Source organism: Brevibacterium sp. Z349TD_9 (assembly GCF_056173565.1).
Map to the genome: position 1 here is coordinate 2,311,576 of NZ_CM149680.1, position 19,696 is coordinate 2,331,271.

Below are 19,696 nucleotides of genomic sequence, written 5' to 3' on the forward strand. Positions count from 1 at the left end.
GGTGGGCTGTGAATGCCTTTGATCGCTATGGTTCGGACGTGCTCTCCGGTTCGTCGCCGTCCTCGCACCGGCCCAAGAAATCCCGCCCCGTCGAGGTCGGCCTCGGCATGGTGCTCGAAGACGCAATGAGCGGTTTCGTCGGCGCCGTCGTCGGTGCCGAGAAGACGACGGGCGGCGTCGTCGTCAAACTCGAGGACCGCCGCGGCGCGGTCCGGTCATTTCCGCTCGGACCCGGCTTCCTCCTCGAGGGCGAGCCTGTCGACCTTCGCCTGCCCAAGCGCAAGCCGGCTGCCCCCGGTCGTACAGCCTCGGGCTCACGTGCCGTGGTCGGCGCGAAGGCGCGGGTGGCCAGGGGGTCGCGGATCTGGGTCGAGGGCAAGCACGACGCCGAGCTCGTCGAGAAGATCTGGGGCGACGACCTGCGGATCGAAGGCGTCGTCGTCGAACCCCTCGGCGGACTCGACGACGTCGCCGACAAGCTCGCGGAGTTCGGCCCCGACCGGCAGCATCGGGTCGGGATCCTCGCCGACCATCTCGTCTCCGGGACGAAGGAGTCGAAGATCGCCGAGGCGGTCCGCTCCGATCCGCGCTACCGCGACGTCGTCCACATCATCGGCCACCCGTACGTCGACATCTGGCAGGCGGTCAAGCCGCACGTCGTCGGCATCGCCGCATGGCCGACCGTCCCGCGCGGAGAGGACTGGAAGACGGGGATACTGCGCCGCGTCGGCTGGCCGCACGCCGATCACAAGGACGTCGCCGCCGGATGGGTGCGGATCCTCAGGTCCGTGAGCACGATCGCCGATGTCGAGCCGACGCTCTCGGGCCGGGTCGAGGAGCTCATCGACTTCGTCACCGTGGACTGAGGGGTCTGAGTTCGCTGCGGGGCTGCGTGGACTGAGGTCGCTGCGGGGACTGAGGTCGCTGCGGTTTCGACTCCGAGGCAGTCGCAAGGGCCCGGCTCCGAGGCAGTTGTGACGAACTTGGAACGCCGCTCCCACCCTTCGGCTGGGGCCGCTGGTCTAGGGTGGAAGTGCAGAAGCTTCTCGAAAGGACCCTCATGTCGAACTCCCCGCAGCCTCCGAACGGAGAGCCGAACCAGTCGCGTCCGATGCCTCCGAACTACACCCAGGCGTCCGGACCCCAGCAGCCCTACAGCCAGCAGCCGCAGCAGAACTCCGGTTCGCAACAGCAGTACGACTCCCAGCAGAACTCCGGTTCGCAGCAGGGCTACGGTCAGCAGGGTTATGGCTCCCAGCAGAACCAGTACGGCAGCCAGCCGCAGAGCTACGGCGGCCAGCAGCAGCACGGTTCCCAGCAGAACTACGGCGCTCAGCAGTACGGCTCGCAGCAGGGCTATGGCCAGCAGTACGGCGGCCAGCAGAACTACGGCGGCCAGCAGTACGGCGTCCAGCCCGCGATGCACGCCAACCCCGCGATGTTCGACTCCGCCAACCTGCCCGAGTCCGCGTACGGTCCGGGCTCCGAGCGCTTCTGGAACGCCACCGACTCCGAGCGGACCACCGCGCTGTGGACGAACATCGGGTCGCTCTTCGTCGGCTTCCTCCCGCTCATCATGTTCCTCGTGAAGAAGGACGAGTCGCCCTTCGTCCGCGACTACGCCCGCCAGGGCACGAACGCGTGGATCACGAACATGATCGCCACGTTCGCCGCCTCGATCGTCCTCGGCATCATCGGCACCATCCTCGCGTTCGTGACGATGGGCTTCGGATTCCTCATCGTCTACTTCGCGTTCCTCATCCCGCTCGTCTACGCGGTCATCTACATCATCGCCGCCGTGGCTGCGAACAAGGGCGAGGGCTACAAGTTCCCGCTGACGATCAACTTCATCAAGTGATCAGCTGCGGCCATTGAGCCGCCGACTCTCGGACCCGCCGTCTGCGCATCTGCGCAGGCGGCGGTCCTGTTTCGGCTCACCGTGAGAATCGCCTGTTCCGGCGGTGGACGAACCACGCCGACGAACGCGGGAGGAAGGCGAAGACAAGACTGGCCGTCGCGAAGATCTGAAACCCTGCGGTGAGAACCGGACTGAACGGAGTGAGGACGAAGAGTGAGGCGACGAGAGCGATGAGCGCCACCCATTTGGCGTGACCGCGCCCCACGAGCACTCTCCACGCATAGATGCAGAACGCCGCGATGACCACGAGCCCCACAATGATGCCGAAGGCGACGAGGGCGTCCGCCAGGCCCGTTGAGATGTCGGCAGCGGCGTTGACCGGTTCGACGCCGGTCGTGTCCCCGATGCCGCGCAGCATCCAGCCGAACGACCTCAGTGTGCGTCCACCGGTGACTGCCATCGAGATGATCGCGAGGACGATGAACAACGGCGCGATGAGCCCGAGGACAGCAGCGGTGCGGATCTCCCACGGCCGACTCGGGCGGCCGTGCCCCTCGCCGGGAAGTCGACTCGAGACCGCATACATGTCCCTGCCGTGACGCCATGCGGTCGTCGAGGCCGCCGCAGTCGTGTGTGCCGCGGCGCGTCCTTTCGCTGCTGCCGCCCGTGAAGCGCTTCCCGCCGCCGCGCGTCCCCGCTTCCAGAGGTCGGACCGTTGCACGGACTCAGCAGCCCTCGCCGCTGCGCCCACGGCATCTCTGCCCAGACGCCTGAGGTCTGCCGTCCCCGACGGCCGCCGGGACGAGTGCCGCCGGGGTCTCGAGCGCGGAGGCGGCCCGGATGCCTGCGGCGGGAGGTAAGACGGAGGCGGTGCTGGCGACTCCGGAACAGGCGGCTTGCCTCCACGCGGATCAACGCCGGGCGGGCGGGAATCAGAACCCCGGTCCGCATTCGCTCCAGGCACAGCAGAGTCCTGTCGGCCGTGTCGGTCATCTTCGGGCTGAGGGTTCGACATCGTCCACCTCGCTTGCTCCGCACCGTCGGGGTTCCACGAAAGGTACACCACATCATCCACGATAGGTGTAGTCAGTCTAGCAGGAGCCCGCCGACGAACGCAGGCCGTTTCCGCACGTCATCGTCGGGCGTCATGGTGGGCGTCACCGTACGTAGTCGGTGAGCACCCTGACCATATGGTCGGCCATGAGCCGGCCCTGGAGCGTCGGGGAGAACCGGCCGTCGGCGACCGCCTCGGCGTCGAGAAGTCCCTGCTTGACGAAGGTGCGGATCGCCACCTCGCTGCCGAGGCCCAGCGAATCGAGGGGCAGCTCGGAGTCGATGCGGGCGGCGAGCATGATCCGCTCGATCTCGCGCGTCGTCTCCGAGAGCACCTCCCGTCCGATCGCCGGGGAGTGACCGGCGAGGAGCCTGTCCGACCAGGCGCGGGGATGCTTGGCGTTCCAGAACCGGACTCCCCCGACGTGGGAGTGCGCACCCGGGCCGAAGCCCCACCAGTCGGCACCCCGCCAATACGCCATGTTGTGCTCACAGCGGGTGTCCGGGTTCTTCGACCAGTTGCTCACCTCGTACCAGCGCAGACCGGCAGCGGCCATGGCCGCATCGGCGATCTCGTACTTGTCGGCGAGGTCGTCCTCATCGGGCATGGGCAGCTGCCCGCGACGAACCATCGCCCCCATCTTCGTGCCCGGCTCGACGATGAGCGAGTAAGCGGAGATGTGGTCGACGTCATTGGCCAGCGCCGAGTCGAGGGAGGCACGCCAGTCGTCGATCGACTCCCCCGGTGTGCCGTAGATGAGGTCGAGGCTGAGCTCGAGCCCGGCCTCCTTGACCCAACGCGCGACATCCGGGATCTTCAGCGGATCGTGCGTGCGATCGAGGGTTGCGAGCACGTGCGGGACCGCCGACTGCATGCCCACGGAGATGCGGGTGAAGCCGGCGGCGGCCAGCGTGTCGAGATAGGCGGGACTGAGGGTGTCCGGGTTCGCCTCGGTCGTCACCTCGACATCGGAGGCCAGCCGGTAGCGGGAGCGGATGTCGGAAAGGACACCGGCGAGCACCTCGGTGGGGAGGATCGTCGGGGTGCCCCCGCCGAAGAAGATCGTCCCGACCTCACGATTGCCCGCCCCCACCTCAGCGAGGACACGGGTCGAGAGATCGAGCTCCCGGGAGATCATCTCCCGGTAGTCGTCGCGGTTGGCACCCGGTCCGAGTTCGTCGGCGGTGTAGGTGTTGAAGTCGCAGTAGCCGCAGCGCACGCGGCAGTAGGGTACGTGGACGTAGAGGCTCAGCCGCTCGCCGTTCCCGGTCCCCGCCGAGGCGGGAAGGGAGCCGTCGAGCGGTGGGATCTCACCGATCGGCTGTTCCGGCACCTACTTCTTGGCGTCCTTCTTGTCCGGTTCGTCCGAGGACAGGGCCGCGATGAAGGCCTCCTGCGGCACCTCGACGCTGCCGACCATCTTCATCCGCTTCTTGCCCTCCTTCTGCTTCTCGAGCAGCTTGCGCTTGCGGCTGATGTCGCCGCCGTAGCACTTCGAGAGCACGTCCTTGCGGATCGCGCGGATGGTCTCACGGGCGATGATGCGCGAGCCGATGGCGGCCTGGATGGGGACCTCGAACTGCTGGCGCGGGATGAGTCCGCGCAGCTTGCCGGCCATGAGCACCCCGTACGAGTACGCCTTGTCGCGGTGGACGATCGCGGAGAACGCGTCGACCTGATCGCCGTGGAGGAGGATGTCGACCTTGACGAGGTCGGCGCCGTCCATGCCGTCGTCGGCGTAGTCGAGGGAGGCGTAGCCTTTCGTCCGGGACTTGAGCTGGTCGAAGAAGTCGAAGACGATCTCGGCCAGCGGCAGGCGGTAGCGGATCTCGACGCGGTCCGAGGACAGGTAGTCCATGCCCTGGAGCTTGCCGCGGCGGTCCTGGCAGAGTTCCATGACCGCGCCGATGTAGTCGCTCGGGGTGAGGATCGTCGCCTTGACCATCGGCTCGCGGACCTCGCGGATCTTGCCGGTCGGGAACTCCGAGGGGTTCGTCACGACGACCTCGGACCGGTCCTCGAGAGTGACGTCGTAGATGACGCTCGGGGCGGTCGAGATGAGGTCGAGGTCGAATTCGCGCTCGAGGCGCTCCCGGACGATCTCGAGGTGGAGGAGGCCCAAGAACCCACACCGGAAGCCGAAGCCGAGCGCCGTCGAGTTCTCCGGTTCGTAGACGAGGGCGGCGTCGTTGAGCTTGAGCTTGTCGAGGGCGTCGCGCAGCGCCGGGTAGTCGGAGCCGTCGATGGGGAAGAGCCCGGAGAAGACCATCGGCTTGGGCTCTTCGTAGCCGGCCAGGGGCTCCTCGGCCGGGGCTGCGGTCGCGGTGACCGTGTCGCCGACCTTCGACTGGCGGACGTCCTTGACACCGGTGATGAGGTAGCCGACCTCGCCGACGCCGAGTCCCTTCGTCGCGATCGGCTCCGGGGAGGACACACCGATCTCGAGGAGTTCGTGAGTCGTGCCCGTCGACATCATCGTCACCTTCTGCCTCGGCGACAGTGCGCCGTCGACGACGCGGACGTAGGTGACGACACCCCGGTAGGTGTCGTAGACGGAGTCGAAGATCATCGCCCGCGCCGGCGCATCAGCGTCGCCGACGGGCGCGGGGATGTCGGTGATGATCCGGTCGAGGACGCCTTCGACGCCCTCACCGGTCTTGCCGGAGACCCGCAGGACGTCGTCGGGGTCGACGCCGATGAGGTTCGCAAGCTCTTCGGCGTACTTGTCCGGCTGCGCGGCGGGCAGGTCGATCTTGTTGAGCACCGGGATGATCGTCAGCTCGTTCTCCATCGCGAGGTAGAGGTTCGCGAGCGTCTGGGCCTCGATGCCCTGCGCGGAGTCGACGAGGAGGAGCGCGCCCTCACAGGCGGCGAGTGACCGGGAGACCTCGTAGCTGAAGTCGACGTGGCCGGGGGTGTCGATCATGTTGAGTGCGTACGGGGTGCCGTCGGTCTCCCACGGCATGCGCACGGCCTGGGATTTGATGGTGATGCCGCGTTCGCGTTCGATGTCCATCCGGTCGAGGTACTGCGCGCGCATGTCGCGCGGCTGGACGACGCCGGTGATCTGGAGCATCCGGTCGGCGAGCGTCGACTTCCCGTGGTCGATGTGGGCGATGATGCAGAAATTGCGGATCAGCTCGGGTGAGGTCGCGGACGGTGTGATCCGCTGGAGTGCTTGTGGCGACACCTGAGGTGACATGAACGCCCTTTCTTCAATTCGTGCGAACCTCCATTGTTCCACGACTCGGCCTCCCGGCCGGAATCCGCGGTCGCCCCACTCACCTGCCCGGTCGCGCTGGTCCGGCGAGGGGAAATCGCTGCGGATATCCCCGCGATCGCGGTCGAGGTCCGCGATGATGGTCTCATGAGCGACTTCACCGTTATGAGCTTCAATCTCCGCTACCCCGCGATGGACGGGCATCCCGTCGCCGAGCGTCTGCCGGTCGCCGCCGAGCTCATCGCCGCCGCCCACCCGCACCTCATCGGCACGCAGGAGGGTGAGCTCGATCAGCTCGAGAAGCTCATCGAGCTGCTGCCCGATGAGTACATCTGGCTCGGCGAGGGGCATTCGGGCGGCAATGCCGGGGAATTCACCGCGATCATCTGCGACTCCTCCCGCTTCGAAGTCGAGACCGTCGACATCAGCTGGCTCTCCGAGACCCCGGAGACCGTCGCCTCCGAATCGTGGGGCGTCTCCCATGCCCGGACCCTGACGACCGTCGACTTCACCGACCTCGAGTCCGGACGCAGGCTGCGCCTGCTCAACACCCACCTCGACCACAAGTCCGAGCGTGCGCGGCTGGAGTCGGCGAAGATCATGGCGGAGACCATCGCCGAGGTGGCCGTCCCCTGTGTCATCACCGGTGACTTCAACGTCGCCACCGGTGCCCCGGTGTATGAGTACTTCACCTCCGAGCTCGGCCTCACCGACACCGCAGTGGCAGCACCCGGGGAGAACATCGGCACCTTCCACCGCTACAAGGGACCGAAGGCCGGGGAACCGCGCATCGACTGGATCCTCACGACGAAGGGACTCGAGGCCGTCTCGACCCGCATCGACACGTTCAACGTCGACGGCACCTACCCGTCCGACCATTTCCCGGTAGAGGCGACCCTGCGCTGGGCCGACGACGTCGTCGCCTGAGCGGTCCCTGCGGCCCATCGTCCACTAGGCTGGGCGGCATGAGCTGGAGATCAATCGTCAACCGTGCCGTGCAGATCGGTGTCCGCGAGGGCATGAAGTACCTCAGGCAGTCGCAGAGCAGGCGGTCGCAGGGCGGCGCCGACGGCAGCCGGGGGGCCGATCGCCGCCCGGGACCCCATCCGCAGGGGCAGGGGTCGACCGGGAACGCGAGGACCACCTCGGCGAGGGATGACCGTCCGGGAACGGGCTACCCGGGTGACTACCGGGGATCGGTCACCGTCGTCTACTCCCCCGATCTCGACGGAGACGCCGATCCCGGCGAGGTCGTGTGGGGGTGGATCCCATTCGAGGAGGATCACACGAAGGGCAAGGACCGCCCGTCGCTCGTCATCGGCAAGGACGGGGCGTGGGTCCTCGTCCTCATGCTCACGAGCAAGGACCACATTCCCGGCGGGATCGGCGAGGTCCGCACGGATGGCAGCGCCCGGTGGATGAACATCGGCAGCGGCGCCTGGGATTCGCAGGGACGCCCCTCGGAGGTCCGCCTCGACCGGATCATCCGCCTCGATCCGCGCAGCATCCGGCGTGAGGGCGCGGTCATGGACCGGTCGGTCTTCGACCTCGTCGCAGCCGAATTCTCCTGACGCGGGGACCGGGTCGGGGATTTCCGCCGGGCGGAGCCAGCCTGTATCATTGTCAACTGTGTCTTCATCATGGCGTGTGTCTCGCCGAGGTCGGGTGAAGATGCCATCCGATGCGATTTCGTCAGAGTGTTTCCCCGCCGAGACGAAGGCTGTCGCGCGGATGCGCCCTCACGACCATGTAGTACGAACACGGAAGAGTGTTGAAATTGGCTAATATCAAGTCCCAGATGAAGCGGATCAAGACCAACGAGAAGGCTCGCCTGCGCAACAAGGCAGTGCGTACCGAGGTTCGTGGCCTCGTCCGCAACGTCCGTGAGAGCATCGCTGCCGGCAACAAGGACGAGGCACAGCAGGCTTATGCTGTGGCCGCCCGCAAACTCGACAAGGCTGTCTCGAAGGGTGTTCTGCACAAGAATAACGCTGCGAACCGCAAGTCGAAGCTCGCCAAGCAGATCAACGCTCTCTGAGTCGCTGACTGAGGTTTGCCTGAAGGGGCCCGATCCGCACTGCGGATCGGGCCCCTTCGTCTGTGCCGGGAGGTCCCTTCCGCAGGGCAGCGACTCGGCGCCGGACCTCCCGCGCTCGACTCAGCGCGTGCGGCGAGCTGGCGCACGACTCAGCCGGCGCGTGTGGGCGAGCTGGCGCGCGGCTCAGCGGGTGCGGGCGAGGCGGCAGACCTCGGAGACGAAAGTCTCGACGGCGTAGACGGGATCTCGGCCTCCGCCCTTGACGGCTTCGTCCGCTTCGGCGGCGGCGATGAGCGACTGGCCGAGCGCGACTTCGTTCCAGCGCCGGACCTCGCGCCGAGCGCGATCGACCTGCCAGGGGGCCATCTTCAGCTCGGCCGCGAGCTCGCCGCTCGATCCGGAGAAGCCCTGCACCTTCGCCATGCCGCGGAGCTTCATCGCCACGGCCGCGACGAGCGGGACCGGATCCGATCCTGTCGACAGCGCGTGCCGGAGGAGGCTGAGTGCGCTCTTGGCGTCGCCGGAGACGGCCGCGTCGGCGACCTTGAACCCGGTCGCTTCGACCCGCCCGCCGTAGTAGCGGTCGACGATCTCTGCGGTGATCGTGCCTTCGGTGTCCTCGATGAGCTGGTCGACACCGGCGTTGAGTTCGGCGAGGTCGGAGCCGAGGGCGGCCATGAGCGAGGCCATCCCCGCATCGTCGATCTGACGCTTCGCGGCCTTGAGCTTCGTCTGAGCGAACTTCGCGCGGTCGCTCTCGTTCTTCAGCGCCGCCGCGTCGATGCGGGGGAAGCCAGCGGAATCGAGCTTCTTCACGAGTTTCGCACCGCGGTTGCCGCCACCGTGGAGGAGAAGGACGACAGCGTCGTCATTGGGTTCGTCGAGGTAGGCGAGGGCGTCCTCGAGGAACGCCTCCGAGCACTTCTCGACGGCGTCGACGACGATGAGCTTCGCGCTGGAGAACAGCGACGGCGAGGCGGCCATCTCGAGTTCCCCGCCCTGGTATGCGGCGGCATCGAACTCGACCTCTTCGGGCGACTTCTTCCGGGCAGCGGAGACGATGCGGTCCTTGGCCATCCGGATGAGCACGGATTCTCCGCCGGAGATCATCACGACGGGCGCGGGCTTGGCCGAGCTCCACGGGATGAGGGTCTTCTTCGCTGCCATGCTCCCAAGCCTATCGTCCGCCACAGACGCGGCTGACACAGCTCACTGTCGTCCGCCGCCGACACCGTTCAGCGGCCGCCGCCGACACGGCTCAGCGGTCGCAGCTGCTTGCGGTGCTGTATCGGCCGCCTGAGTAGAGGGCGATCGTCCCGCACCGGTCGGTGCGCAGCACCGGAATCGGACCGAAGGCGCGCAGGGATTCCGTGGTCGGGTGACCGTAGCGGTTCTCACCGACGGAGACCGCGCCGAGGCGGGCGCCGGCCGCCCGATAGAACTCCGCCGAGAGATCCCCTGACCCGTGGTGCGGCGCGATGAGCACATCGACCGGACGCACGCTCTGGGCGAGGACGAACTGCTCCTCCTCGCCGATGTCGCCGGGGATGATGACGCTCAACCCATCGAGGTCGACGCGCAGGACGAGGGAGTCCTCGTTGCGCGCCGCAGTGCCCGACTCGGCGTCCGTGCCGGGCGGGTCCGCAACGGCCGAGGGATCCGGTACCCTCCCAGGACCGCTGTCCGCAGAGGCCGTGGTGCCCGCCGCCGCGGCCGGCGGCCAGAGGACCTCGATGCCGACCCCGCCGACATCGGTTCGACTCCCCCGGGAGAGTCCGACCACCTCGGCGCCGGTGTCCGCGACGATCCGGGCGACCTCCGGACCGTTCGCGACGGTCTCCGAGACCCAGAGCCGACGCACCTCACGCGACCACGTCGCCCCCGCATACCCGGCGCTGTGGTCGGCGTCGAAATGCGAGATCGCGAGGTCGAGCCGGTCGATGCCGGCATCGTCGAGGCAGGCATCGATCGGCACCGGATCCTGACCTGCGTCGACGACGAGGCCCGCCCCGTCGCCGAGGTTGATCACGGTCGCCGACCCCTGACCGACATCGCAGACGAGCACGAGCCAATCCCGCGCCGGTCCCCGGGGACTGCCGGTGACGACGACGGCCGCTCCGAGGGCGATGACGAGGACGATGACGGGGATTCCCCACAGGCGTCTGCGCACGAGTAGGACGATGCCGATACCCAGTCCGGCGAGGAGGACGAGGGCGACGATCGATCCGAGGGGAGGCTCCGGCCACGACAGAGACGCTCCGGGCAGACGGGCGCAGACGCGGGCGACAGCGACGATCCACCACGCAAACAGGGAGCCAAGCCACGCCGTGAGTCCGGTGGCGAAGCCCATGACCGGAACGCCGAGGAGGCTGAGGCCGCCGGTGACGAGGGAGAGGAATCCCGCTATGGTCGCCGGCAGGACCGCGGGGCTCGCGAGGGCGTTCGCGACGACCGCCCATCCCCCGAGGCGCGGGTCGATGGCGACGAGCACGGGCGTGCAGGCCAGCTGCGCGACGAGCGGGACGAGGAGGGCGGTGAGCACCACGCTCGGGGCGCGCGGCCAGCGCACGTTGAGGCGTCTGAGCAGGATCGGGACGGCGAACATGATCGCGGTCGTCGAGATCACAGAGAGGACGAAGCCCACCGAGGACGCGAGCATCGGCAGACCGGTGAGGAGCAGGCTGACGGTGCCGGCGATGACGGCGACCGGAGAGATCCCACCCCCGCGGAGGAAGACGACAGCGACGGCGATCGCCATCCCCGCCGCTCTGATCGCGCTCGGTTCGACGCCGACGATGAAAACGTAGCCCAGGCACGTGAGCACCCCGACGGTCACCCGCGTGCGCGGTCCCGCACGGCAGGCGCCGGCGAGGAGTCCCGCGCCGAGGCTGACGATCGTCACGTTCGTACCCGAGACGGCGGAGAGGTGCGTGAGGGAGACGATGCGCATGTCCTCGACCATCTGCGCATCCTGCGGGCCCGTGTCGCCGACGACGAGGCCGGGCAGGAGCGCTCCCCCGTCGTGGCCGACGGCCAGGGAGTCCGCTCGGAACCGTTCCCGCAGTTCGGCCCGCCACCGCCACACGCGGTTCGGGGCCCGGATGACGGCCGGCTCCGCTTCGGAGACGCGGATCCGGTCGAGGCGTTCGGTGCGCATGACGACGCGCGAGCCGGCGGCGGGGGTGCCTGGGGCGAGGACTTCGGCGAATCCGGCCGGGGTGAGCAGGGTCAGTCGTGACCATCCGGACGGGCCGGGCGTCGTCGTACCGACGACGATCCCCTCGGTGTCCGTGGGTCCGTCGGGGCCGCGCGCAGCGGCGAGCGTGAGGACCTGGACCGAGGCGAGGCACGCGAAGACGATGAGTCCGACGCCGAGGTGGTGACGCGGTCTCAGGAGCGCGAAGCCGACCGCGCCGATCACGACGGCGAACCCGAGCACCCACGGTCCCGGCGCGAGGAGGGCGAGTGCCCACAGCCCCGCCGCGCAGGCGACGAGGCGCACCGATCCCGGCCACAGGGTCGCCGTGGTCCGCGTCCAGTCGACGACGGTACGACGCAGCCCTGCCCTCGGCTCACCCGACCGTGACAAGGTCCTTGAGGCTTTCGAACGTCTTCGGACCGATGCCTTTGACGAGGAGGAGGTCCTCGACGCTGGTGAACGGCGTCGCCTCGCGGTGGGCGATGATCGCCTCGGCGGTGACGGGGCCGACTCCGGGCAGGGTCTGCAGGGTCGTCGAATCCGCCGTGTTGAGATCGATCTTCGCGCCGGTCCCGCTGCCCGAGGCATCGGCGCCTCCCCCGCTGCCCGTCGAGTCTGAGCCCGAGCCGTCTGCGCCCGAAGGAGCGGGAGCCGTCGGCGCCGAGGCGGGAGGGTCCTCCCCGACTGCGGGGATCCGGATCTGCTCGCCGTCGGCGACGATACGGGCGAGGTTGACCGCCTCGGCGTCGGCATCGGCCGTCAGGCCACCGGCGGCATCGACGGCGTCGCGGACGCGCGAACCGCCGGCCAGGGTGACGACGGAGGGATTCTCCACCTCCCCGGTGACGTGGACGACGACCTCGGCCGCAGGGTCGGCTTCGGGTGACGCACCACCCGTCTCACCGGCTGCACCCTGCCCGCCCGGTGCAGCGTCGCCCGCCCCTGGTGCCGGAGCGTCCGTGGCAACAGGTGCCGGGGCGCTCGGTGCCTGCTCGGTGTCAGCGGGCCGGAGCACCCAGTACGCGAGGACGAGGACGGCGAGCGTCGCCACGGCCAGCGCGATGAGCACGGGCAGGCGGACGCGGCGGGGCTCGACGGGCTCCTCGTCGCCGGCAGTGTCGCTCGTGACGACATCGCCGGGCACCCAGCCGCCGCGTTCCGCACTCGACGTGAGGAGGCCGGCGAACCGGTCGTCGGGGGACACAGCCATGCGCGCACGCTACGGCTCGAACCCGCCAGGAGACCAGGAGGTCGACAATGCCTGTGGACGGAGGCTGAGCGTCCACAGGCCGTGAGCGCACGAGTGGGGCGAGCGTGCACAGAAAAATGCGCACGAGTGAGGAGTCAGGGCGTCGTCTGGATCGTGATGCCGAGCGCCCCGGGACCGACGTGGGCGGTGATGATCGGTGAGAGGGTGCGGAAGCTCGTCGCCAGGCCCCGTTCGGCAAGCTTCTCGGTGAGGGCGACGACGTCCGCTGCCTCCGGATGTCCGTCGGCCTGCTGGACCTCGATCTCGAGCGGCCGGTCGTCCTCGCTCAGGGATGCGGCCGCCTCGGCGGCGATGAGGCTCATCCGCTCGAGCGCCTTCGCGCGCGTGCGCACCCGGGCGATGGGGGTGACGACCCCGCCGGTCAGCCCGAGTACGGGAACGATCTGCAAAGCGCGACCGAGCAGCGAGGACGCGGCGCCGATGCGCCCGCCCCGGCGCAGATGCTCGAGGCTCTGCGGGGCGAAGACCGTCGTCGTCTCGCCGGCGCACCAGTCGGCGACGGTCCCGGCGATCGAGGCGACGTCCTCGTCCCGGGCGATCCCTGCCGCTGCGACCTCGACGGCCCCGGCCAGTCCCGCCGAGGTGGTGCGGGAGTCGACGACGTCGATGAGCACCCGCTGGTCGGCTGCCGCGCTCACCGCGGAGTCCCGGGTGCCCGAGAGCTCGCCGGACATCGTGACGACGACGATCGCCTCGGCGCCATGGTCGATGAGGTCGGAGTAGGCGGCGGAGAACTGGCCGGGGGTGGCCATCGACGTGCTCACCTCGGTGCCGGCGTCCATCTCCCGGCAGAGCACGTCGACGTCGAGGTCGCCGTCGGTGAAGGACTCGCCGCCGATGATCACGGTGAGCGGGACGATGCGGAAGAGCCCGCCGGTGGTCTCGTCGAGCCGGGCTATCTCGTCCTCACGCAGCTGCGCCGTCGAGTCGGTGACGAGACCGATCCTCATGGGCGCCCCAGCGCCCGATACGTCCACCCCGCCGCCCGCCACTGCTGCGGATCGAGGACGTTGCGCCCGTCGACGAGGACCGTGTTCGCCACCAGGCCCGCCACCTGGGCCGGATCGAGGTCACGGTACTCGCTCCACTCGGTGAGCAGGAGCACCGCGTCCGCCCCGGTGAGCGCCTCGGTGGTGTCGGTGACGAAGTTGAGCTCCGGAAACGCCCGGGAGGCGTTGTCGACAGCCTCGGGATCGGTGACGGTGACGACACCGCCCTGCGTGCCGATGAGACGGGCCACGGCCAGGGCCGGCGAGTCCCTGACATCGTCGCTGTCGGGTTTGAACGCCGCACCGAGGATCGTGATTCTCTTGCCGATGAACGACCCGCCGAGGGCATCGCGGGCGATGTCGACCATCCGCACCCGCCGACGCATGTTGATCGAGTCGATCTCCCTGAGGAACGCCACCGCCTGATCGGCGCCGAGCTCACCGGCCCGGGCCATGAACGCCCGGATGTCCTTGGGCAGGCACCCGCCGCCGAAGCCGAGACCCGCGTTGAGGAACTTCCGACCGATTCGGTCATCCATCCCGATCGCATCGGCAAGGAGCGTGACATCGGCACCGGAGGTCTCGCAGAGTTCGGCCATGGCGTTGATGAACGAGATCTTCGTGGCAAGGAACGAGTTCGCCGCGGTCTTGACGAGCTCGGCGGTCGCGAAGTCGGCGACCAGGCGCGGCGTGTCGGCCTCGAGCATCGAGGCGTAGACCTCGTCGAGGGCCTCAGTGGCCGTCTCCCCGGCCTGCCCGTCGGCGACACCGTAGACGAGACGGTTCGGGTGGAGCGTGTCCTCGACGGCATGGCCCTCGCGGAGGAACTCGGGGTTCCACATGAGCACTCCCCCGGCGGGTTCGACGAGTCCGGCGAGGCGACCGGCAGTGCCCACAGGCACCGTCGACTTGCCGACGACGACCGCCCTGGGCTGCAGGTGCGGCAGCAGCGCATCCACAGCCGCATCGACATAGGTGACGTCGGCGGCGAACTCGCCGGGCTTCTGCGGGGTACCCACGCACACGAAGTGCACGCGCGCCTCGGCGGCATCGGCGACGTCGGTGGTGAAGTCGAGACTGCCCTTGTCCTGGGCGGCCAGCAGGAGGTCGGCGAGGCCGGGTTCGAAGAACGGGGGCCTGCCCTCGCGCAGGGCGCTGATCTTGGCCTCGTCGACATCGACGCCGACGACCTCATGGCCCAGCGACGCCATCGCGGCCGCGTGCACGGCTCCCAGGTACCCACAACCGATGACCGAAACCTTCACCCGCACACTCCCGTTCGAACCGAGCAATTTCACGCACACTATATGTCACCTGCTTGCACGATATCTGGAGGCGGAAACAGTACGCTTGGATTCGTGAAGCGTTTCCTCGATTTCCTCACCAATTCGACGGCAGCGGTGGCACTCGCGGCCATCGTCGTCGTCGGACTCGTCCTCTTCCTCATCCCCCCGCTCCACCCCTTCGCGTGGGTGATCGGCATCGTCGTCTGCCTCGGTGCGGCGGCGGCCCTGCTCATCTTCCACGGCGAATGGCGGAGGGCCCAGTCCCAGATCGATGCCCTGCGCCAGAGTCTGAGCACCGAACGCGGACGCCTCGACGCGGTGGGGCTCACCCCCGTCGACGAGGAGGTCGCCCAGATCCCCGACGAGACGAGGGCGCAGCGGATCCTCGCCCTCCTGCCCGACGAGGGCGGCCTCGTCCAGTCCCTGCGTCTCGATGCGACCTTCGGCACGCTCGCCGTCGACGAGCTGGCCCCCCTGCACACGTTCCGCGAGGAGTTCGCGAAGTCGAGCTTCGACAATCCCCGCTCGCACACCGCGTTCATGAACCTCTACCGCGCCGCCGAGGCGCTGTCGATCTGGGTCAACGAGGAGACGCGGACGCTCAGCGACGACGACGCGAAGCGCGAGATCCGCCCCGGCGACACCCGCGAGGGCGGCTGGCGCGAGTACACCGAGGCCCGCAGCCGCGGCGAGAGCCTCGGGGACCGCTTCGTCTCCGCCCGCTGGGAGTTCAAGCAGACCGCGCTCGAACTCGGCCTCGTCGCCTGAACCCAAGGCAGACGCACAGAGACCCCGACAGGATGGTCGGGGTCTCGTCGTTCGCTCACTACTGGTCCTCGGGACGATCGCCGTCCCTCAGTGCCGGATCCACCAGTCGTCGGTCGGGGTGACCGGGGTGCGGCGCTTGTGCTCGGTCGCGCGGTAGCGTTCGATGATCGTTGTCGCGACCGCATCGTCGACCTCCCGGCCCTCGAGGAAGTCGTCGATCTGCTCGTAGGTGAGCCCGAGAGACGACTCATCGGTCTGACCCGGCGCCTCGTCGAGAAGGTCGGCCGTCGGGGTCTTCGTCGTCAGGTGCTCAGGCGCGCCGAGGTGGCGCAGCAGGGCCCGGCCCTGCCGTTTGCTCAGCCCGGAGAGCGGGATGACGTCGGCGGCACCGTCGCCGAACTTCGTGAAGAAACCGGTGACCGCCTCGGCGGCATGATCTGTGCCGACGACGAGGAGCCGCTTCTCCCCGGCGATCTCGAACTGAGCCGTCATCCGCATCCGCGCCTTGACGTTGCCCTTGCCGAAGTCGGAGATCGCCTCCCCCATCGCCGCACGGTACTCCTCGGCGGCGGCGTCGGTGGCGGCGCCGATGTTGAAGACGACCTCGTGGTCGGCATCGATGAACCTCAGCGCGTCCTGCGCATCGGACTCATCGGCTTGGACGCGGTACGGCAGGCGCACCGCCCAGAACTCGGCGTCGGCACCGCGCCGGCGCAGGTCCTCGACCGCGAGCTGGCACAGCCGACCGGCGAGGGTCGAGTCCTGGCCTCCGCTGATGCCGAGGACGAGGCCGCGCACTCCCGTGGTCAGCACGTAGTCGACGAGGAAGTCGACCCGCTTCTTCACTTCGGTCGCCGGGTCGATCTCCGGGCGCACGCCGAGGGTGCTGCGGATCTCGTCCTGGACGGCGTCGTGTGTGCTCATGAAGGTCTGAGCCCTTCCTGGTCAGAGGCCTGGAATCAGGCCTCGGGGACGATGTTGACGAGCTTCGGCGCCTTGACGATGACCTTGCGCACGCCGGCTCCGCCGAGCGCCCGCTGGACGTTCGACGACTCGAGAGCGAGCGCCTCGAGGTCGGCCTCGGAGATGTCGGGGGCGACGTCGAGACGGGCCCGGACCTTCCCCTTGACCTGGACGACCGCGGTGACGGTGTCGGCGACGAGGTAGGCGGGGTCCGCCTCCGGGAAGTCGACGTAGGTGATCGAGGACTCGTGGCCGAGCCGCGACCACAGCTCTTCGGCCAGGTGCGGGGCGAAGGGAGAGAGCATGATCGCCAACGGCTCGAGGACGTCGGCCGTGGCGGCACCCTGCTTCGTCAGGTGGTTCGTGAGCACGATGAGCTTCGAGATCGCCGTGTTGAACCGCAGATGGTCCATGTCGTCGCGGACTCCGGCGATGACCTGGTGGGCGACCTTGAGGGTCTCGGGGTCCGCGGTGCCCTCGGCGATCACGGACTCTCCGGTCGTCTCGTCGACGAAGAGGCGCCACACCCGCTGGAGGAAGCGCTGGGCGCCGACGACGGCGCGGGTCTCCCACGGACGGTCCTGCTCGATGGGACCCATCGACATCTCGTAGACGCGGAACGTGTCGGCGCCGTAGGCGTCGTACATCTCGTCGGGCATGACGGAGTTCTTCAGCGACTTGCCGATCTTCCCGTACTCGCGGTTGACCTGCTCCCCCTGGTACCAGAATGTCAGCTCGCCGTCGTCGCCGGCCCGCTCCTCCACCTCGGCGGCGGGGACGTAGACGCCGCGGGAGTCCGTGTAGGCATACGCCTGGATGTAGCCCTGGTTGACGAGCCGGTGGAAGGGCTCCGAGGACGTGAGGTAGCCGAGGTCGTGGAGGACCTTGTGCCAGAAGCGGGCGTAGAGGAGGTGGAGCACGGCATGCTCCTGACCGCCGACGTAGAGGTCGGCGCCGCCGCGCGGCTTCGATCCCCGCGGCCCCAGCCAGTACTCCTCGTTGACGGGGTCGACGACGGCCGAGGAGTTGTGCGGGTCAGCGTAGCGCAACTGGTACCACGAGGAGCCGGCCCAGTTGGGCATCGTGTTCGTCTCCCGGAAGTACGTCCGCGGTCCGTCGCCGAGGTCGAGTTCGACCTCGACCCAGTCGCGGTTGCGGCCGAGCGCCGGCTCCGGCTGGGAGTCGGCGTCGTCGGGGGCGAAGGTGCGCGGGGCGAAGTTGTCGACCTCGGGCAGCTCGACGGGCAGCATCTCGTCGGGCAGGGCGATCGGGGTCCCCGTCTCGTCGTAGACGATGGGGAACGGCTCACCCCAGTAGCGCTGCCGGGAGAACAGCCAGTCCCGCAGGCGGTACTGGGTCGACTCCTCGGCCAGGCCCTTCTCCGCCAGCCACGCGGTGACCCTCGCCTTCGCCTCGTCGACGGCGAGCCCGTTGACGTCGACCTCGGCGTTGGCGGAGTTGATCATCACTCCGGGGCCCGTGTACGGGGTGTCCTCGTCGTGGTCGGCAGGCGGCTGGACCGTCCGGACGTAGGGCAGACCGAACTCCTTCGCGAACTCCCAGTCGCGGGCGTCCTCGGCGGGCACAGCCATGATCGCGCCGGTGCCGTAGCCCATGAGGACGTAGTCGGCGACGAAGATCGGAATCTGCTGCCCGGTGGCCGGGTTCTCGGCGTACGACCCGGTGAAGATGCCGGTCTTCTCCCGGCTCTGCTGCCGGTCGGCGTCGGTCTTGGCCGCCGCTGCCCGCTGGTAGGCGGCGATCGCCTCGGCGGGGGTGGCCGCTCCCCCACGCCACTGCTCGGGGGTCTGCGGATCCCACTCTGCTGCGGTCAGCTCGGCGACCTGCGGATGCTCGGGGCTGAGCACGAGGTAGGTGGCGCCGAAGAGCGTGTCCGGTCGGGTCGTGTAGACCTCGACGGAGGACTCGGAGTCGGTCAGCGGCAGGCGCAGCAGGGCGCCCTTCGAGCGGCCGATCCAGTTGACCTGCATCCGGTGCACGGCGCTCGGCCAGTCGAGGGCGTCGAGGTCGTCGATGAGACGGTCCGCATAGGCGGTGATGCGCATATTCCACTGGCGCAGAGTGCGCGTGTAGACGGGGAAGTTCCCGCGTTCGGACAGCCCGTCGGCGGTGACCTCCTCGTTCGCGAGCACGGTGCCCAGGCCCGGAGCCCAATTGACCGGGGACTCCGAGACATAGGCGAGCCGGAAGTCCTGGAGGACCGTCTCCTGCTCGGCGTGGCTGAGCTCCTGCCACGGACGGCCGTCGGGGGTGGGGCGCTGACCGGTGGCGAACTGCTCGATGAGCGTGGAGATCGGCCGGGCTGCACCCGTGCCGTCCTCGCCGGGGGTCTGCGCCTCGGGGTCGTACCACGAGTTGAAGATCTGGAGGAAGATCCACTGCGTCCACTTGACGAAGTCGTCGTCGGTCGTCGCGAAGCTGCGGCGCTCGTCGTGGGCGAGGCCGAGGCGACGCAGCTGTGCCTTCATGTTCGCCATGTTCGCGTCCGTCGTGATCCGCGGATGCTGCCCGGTCTGCACCGCGTAGAGGTCGGCGGGCAGGCCGAAGGCGTCGTAGGACAGCGCGTGCATGACATTGCGCCCGCGCATGCGCTGGTAGCGACCGTAGACGTCGGTGCCGAGGTAGCCCAGGGGATGTCCGACGTGGAGTCCCGCGCCCGAGGGGTAGGGGAACATGTCCATGATGTAGAGGGATTCCCGCTCGCCGAGGTCGGACGGCGGTCCGTACGCGGACGCTGAGGAGGCGTCGAGGTCCTGGCTGAGGTCACCGGTCGGGTTGGGCGTGTGGAACGTGCCCGCCTGCTCCCATGTGCGCTGCCAAGTCGACTCGATCTTCTCCGCCAGCTCCGCGTCGTAGCGGAAGCCGGTCTCCTCAGGGTTCGTCGTCATTACCAACCTTCACCAGACTTCACGTTTGATCCATCGTAGCCTGAGCGTTCGGCCCTCTCATGTGGCTAGACTGCAGATGAGACCTCGCAGGACGGAAAAGGTGAGCGATTTCACTACTGAACGATCGCACACTAAGCTTACT

16 protein-coding genes are annotated in these 19,696 nt (G+C 68.6%); 6 read left to right on the forward strand and 10 right to left on the reverse strand.

What is annotated here, in order from left to right:
- Positions 1-8: 8 nt before the first annotated feature.
- Positions 9-866 (forward strand): DUF3097 domain-containing protein, encoded by an 858-nt coding sequence (locus tag AC0VYB_RS10870; RefSeq protein WP_179952574.1) that lies wholly within the window; start codon positions 9-11, stop codon positions 864-866.
- A gap of 194 nt (positions 867-1,060) precedes the next feature.
- The gene (locus AC0VYB_RS10875) at positions 1,061-1,858 is read left to right on the forward strand and encodes a DUF4870 domain-containing protein (RefSeq protein WP_009377109.1); all 798 of its coding nucleotides are present in this window, start codon (positions 1,061-1,063) and stop codon (positions 1,856-1,858) included.
- Positions 1,859-1,934: 76 nt separating this feature from the next.
- On the opposite strand, the gene AC0VYB_RS10880 is transcribed toward AC0VYB_RS10875, so the two are convergent.
- The 3 genes from AC0VYB_RS10880 to lepA all read right to left on the reverse strand — a co-directional run bounded on the left by AC0VYB_RS10880 (position 1,935) and on the right by lepA (position 6,114).
- Complete coding sequence (locus tag AC0VYB_RS10880; RefSeq protein WP_131247771.1) at positions 1,935-2,579, reverse strand: hypothetical protein; 645 nt, start codon at positions 2,577-2,579, stop codon at positions 1,935-1,937.
- Between the two features lie 436 nt (positions 2,580-3,015).
- Entirely contained in the window at positions 3,016-4,245 is a 1,230-nt protein-coding gene (hemW, locus tag AC0VYB_RS10885; protein ID WP_475384695.1) for a radical SAM family heme chaperone HemW, read from the reverse strand.
- Complete coding sequence (lepA, locus tag AC0VYB_RS10890) at positions 4,246-6,114, reverse strand: translation elongation factor 4 (protein WP_081590978.1); 1,869 nt, start codon at positions 6,112-6,114, stop codon at positions 4,246-4,248.
- A 165-nt stretch (positions 6,115-6,279) separates the two neighbouring features.
- Here lepA and AC0VYB_RS10895 point away from each other — a divergent pair, with 165 nt between their 5' ends.
- From AC0VYB_RS10895 to rpsT, 3 genes are all read left to right on the forward strand, one after another.
- Complete coding sequence (locus tag AC0VYB_RS10895) at positions 6,280-7,059, forward strand: endonuclease/exonuclease/phosphatase family protein (RefSeq protein ID WP_144587524.1); 780 nt, start codon at positions 6,280-6,282, stop codon at positions 7,057-7,059.
- A 38-nt stretch (positions 7,060-7,097) separates the two neighbouring features.
- Positions 7,098-7,703 carry a type II toxin-antitoxin system PemK/MazF family toxin gene (locus AC0VYB_RS10900; RefSeq protein WP_278373610.1) on the forward strand — a complete coding sequence of 202 codons (606 nt, stop codon included), beginning with the start codon at positions 7,098-7,100 and terminating at the stop codon, positions 7,701-7,703.
- A gap of 206 nt (positions 7,704-7,909) precedes the next feature.
- Positions 7,910-8,170 carry a 30S ribosomal protein S20 gene (gene rpsT / locus AC0VYB_RS10905; RefSeq protein WP_009377103.1) on the forward strand — a complete coding sequence of 87 codons (261 nt, stop codon included), beginning with the start codon at positions 7,910-7,912 and terminating at the stop codon, positions 8,168-8,170.
- Positions 8,171-8,353: 183 nt separating this feature from the next.
- Here rpsT and holA read toward each other — a convergent pair whose 3' ends face one another.
- The 5 genes from holA to AC0VYB_RS10930 form a co-directional block, all read right to left on the reverse strand.
- Positions 8,354-9,337 carry a DNA polymerase III subunit delta gene (gene holA / locus AC0VYB_RS10910; RefSeq protein WP_009377102.1) on the reverse strand — a complete coding sequence of 328 codons (984 nt, stop codon included), beginning with the start codon at positions 9,335-9,337 and terminating at the stop codon, positions 8,354-8,356.
- Positions 9,338-9,428: 91 nt separating this feature from the next.
- Positions 9,429-11,759 carry a ComEC/Rec2 family competence protein gene (locus AC0VYB_RS10915; protein WP_095375500.1) on the reverse strand — a complete coding sequence of 777 codons (2,331 nt, stop codon included), beginning with the start codon at positions 11,757-11,759 and terminating at the stop codon, positions 9,429-9,431.
- Positions 11,743-12,579 (reverse strand): ComEA family DNA-binding protein, encoded by an 837-nt coding sequence (locus AC0VYB_RS10920; RefSeq protein WP_095375499.1) that lies wholly within the window; start codon positions 12,577-12,579, stop codon positions 11,743-11,745. The genes AC0VYB_RS10915 and AC0VYB_RS10920 overlap by 17 nt, the downstream gene beginning before the upstream one ends.
- A 134-nt stretch (positions 12,580-12,713) precedes the next feature.
- The gene (locus tag AC0VYB_RS10925) at positions 12,714-13,589 is read right to left on the reverse strand and encodes a DegV family protein (protein WP_095375498.1); all 876 of its coding nucleotides are present in this window, start codon (positions 13,587-13,589) and stop codon (positions 12,714-12,716) included.
- A complete protein-coding gene (locus AC0VYB_RS10930; protein ID WP_119296207.1) occupies positions 13,586-14,893 on the reverse strand; it encodes a UDP-glucose dehydrogenase family protein in 1,308 nt (435 codons plus the stop codon). The genes AC0VYB_RS10925 and AC0VYB_RS10930 overlap by 4 nt, the downstream gene beginning before the upstream one ends.
- 93 nt (positions 14,894-14,986) lie before the next feature.
- Here AC0VYB_RS10930 and AC0VYB_RS10935 point away from each other — a divergent pair, with 93 nt between their 5' ends.
- On the forward strand, positions 14,987-15,682 hold the full coding sequence (locus AC0VYB_RS10935) for a hypothetical protein (RefSeq protein ID WP_119296206.1): 696 nt from the start codon (positions 14,987-14,989) through the stop codon (positions 15,680-15,682).
- 87 nt (positions 15,683-15,769) lie between these two features.
- Here the strand turns inward: AC0VYB_RS10935 and nadE are convergent, their stop codons facing one another.
- Positions 15,770-16,606: an ammonia-dependent NAD(+) synthetase gene (gene nadE / locus AC0VYB_RS10940; protein WP_009377096.1), complete on the reverse strand. Its 837-nt coding sequence runs from the start codon at positions 16,604-16,606 to the stop codon at positions 15,770-15,772.
- Between the two features lie 35 nt (positions 16,607-16,641).
- The gene (leuS, locus tag AC0VYB_RS10945) at positions 16,642-19,554 is read right to left on the reverse strand and encodes a leucine--tRNA ligase (RefSeq protein WP_119296205.1); all 2,913 of its coding nucleotides are present in this window, start codon (positions 19,552-19,554) and stop codon (positions 16,642-16,644) included.
- Between the last annotated feature and the right edge of the window lie 142 nt (positions 19,555-19,696).

Excerpts from the sequence above, each read along its gene's own strand:
- AC0VYB_RS10875 (WP_009377109.1), top strand. The coding sequence starts at position 1,061 with ATGTCGAACTCCCCGCAGCCTCCGAACGGAGAGCCGAACCAGTCGCGT.
- lepA (WP_081590978.1), bottom strand. The coding sequence starts at position 6,114 with ATGTCACCTCAGGTGTCGCCACAAGCACTCCAGCGGATCACACCGTCC.
- AC0VYB_RS10895 (WP_144587524.1), top strand. The coding sequence starts at position 6,280 with ATGAGCGACTTCACCGTTATGAGCTTCAATCTCCGCTACCCCGCGATG.
- AC0VYB_RS10900 (WP_278373610.1), top strand. The coding sequence starts at position 7,098 with ATGAGCTGGAGATCAATCGTCAACCGTGCCGTGCAGATCGGTGTCCGC.
- holA (WP_009377102.1), bottom strand. The coding sequence starts at position 9,337 with ATGGCAGCGAAGAAGACCCTCATCCCGTGGAGCTCGGCCAAGCCCGCG.
- AC0VYB_RS10920 (WP_095375499.1), bottom strand. The coding sequence starts at position 12,579 with ATGGCTGTGTCCCCCGACGACCGGTTCGCCGGCCTCCTCACGTCGAGT.
- AC0VYB_RS10925 (WP_095375498.1), bottom strand. The coding sequence starts at position 13,589 with ATGAGGATCGGTCTCGTCACCGACTCGACGGCGCAGCTGCGTGAGGAC.
- nadE (WP_009377096.1), bottom strand. The coding sequence starts at position 16,606 with ATGAGCACACACGACGCCGTCCAGGACGAGATCCGCAGCACCCTCGGC.
- leuS (WP_119296205.1), bottom strand. The coding sequence starts at position 19,554 with ATGACGACGAACCCTGAGGAGACCGGCTTCCGCTACGACGCGGAGCTG.